This is a genomic window from Cupriavidus sp. 05N40 (genome assembly GCF_056397305.1).
On sequence record NZ_JBFTND010000447.1, the window covers coordinates 1 to 944 of the forward strand.

Consider the following 944-nt stretch of genomic DNA (forward strand, 5'->3'; position numbering starts at 1 on the left):
CGCCAGGGGATCACCCTGTGCGGCCGTTTTTTTCGGGCATCGCGCGGGATTGCGGGATCGCGGGCTTTGTCATGGCATTGCAGGATCGGGAGGGGCGGCACGGCACGCGCGGCCCGAAGGCGCTTCTTTCGTGCGGCGGACAAGGGGCAGCGCAGGCAGCGGCCCCTTCAAAGGGGCGCCCGGGAAGCCGGGCACCCGCGGCGTCAGGCTTGAGGCTGACGCAGGAAGCGCAGCACCACCTGTGCCGCTTCACCGACGCGTGTCAGGAGGAAGAGGTGGCCGTCCTCGAATACATGGAGTCCGGCCTGGCGAATGCGCGAAGCAAGGATCCTGGCATTGACCAGGGGCACGATCGGGTCGTCGGAGCCGTGCATGACCAGCGTGGGCTGTTCCAGGGCACCGAGCCACAACAGGCTGCTCCATCCCCAGGCCGCCAGCAACTGGTAGACATAGCCGCGGCCGCGCGGCGGTTGCATATGGCGGCCGTGCTCTTCCAGCAAGCCGGGGTCGTCGCGGAAGGCGCCGCCATAGATATCGGCGCCCACGCGGCGCAGGTAGTCCGGATCAGAGTAGCGGCGTACCCCGATCATCTTCGAGAGGACCGACACGCTTCCCGGCACCATGATCACGCCCGGCGAGGTCGCCGCCAGCACAAGGCGCCGGCAACGCTGCGGATAGAGATGCGCGAACTCCTGCGCAAGCGCCCCGCCCCAGGAGACACCGAGCGTATCGACCTGTCCTTCGTAGCCGAGATGGCTGAGGAGCTTGTCGGCGATCACGCACAGGCTGGAAAGGCGATAGGGAAGCAAGGGCGCGGGGGAACCGCCCGCGCCGGGCACGTCGAAGATGATCACTTCGGTACCGTCGAGCGCGTCCACGAACGGCTCGACGAGTTCGAGGTTGGCGCCGATGCCGTTGAAAATAAGCAGCGGCGGCCCCGCAAC

The 944-nt window shown here is 67.5% G+C and carries 1 protein-coding gene; it reads right to left on the reverse strand.

From position 1 onward, the window contains the following. Positions 1-203: 203 nt before the first annotated feature. Positions 204-944 (reverse strand): poly(3-hydroxyalkanoate) depolymerase (gene phaZ / locus AC1DO7_RS41370; protein WP_477117587.1); only part of this gene is annotated, 741 nt, incomplete at its 5' end.